Consider the following 251-nt stretch of genomic DNA (forward strand, 5'->3'; position numbering starts at 1 on the left):
TGCCAGGCGGGATGGCAGGAGTTCCAGTATATTAGGAGCATGGACCCGGCGATCGGTTATGGTCCGGCTTCGGCCGAGGTCAGGGCGCTAAACCAAACCAACTCGCAATGGACCTATGTCTTCCGACCGCAGATTGCTGCGCGCTGGTCGCCGGAAACCCTCCTATCGGTTTTCGGGACCAGCGGCATGACGGCTTATTTCGGGATGCGTGAGTGCGGCCCTCTCTCAAGCGAGGACGCTGTTCTGGTGGC

Annotated in this window: 1 protein-coding gene; it reads left to right on the forward strand. The window is 60.6% G+C overall.

Annotation, left to right across the window (positions count from 1 at the left end; genetic code table 11):
* Window positions 1–39 precede the first annotated feature (39 nt).
* On the forward strand, window positions 40–251 hold a 212-nt coding region (locus tag ACPYOJ_RS36110), incomplete at its 3' end, for a hypothetical protein (RefSeq protein WP_481420496.1).

This window comes from Rhizobium sp. SVR5-9E (genome assembly GCF_056755095.1).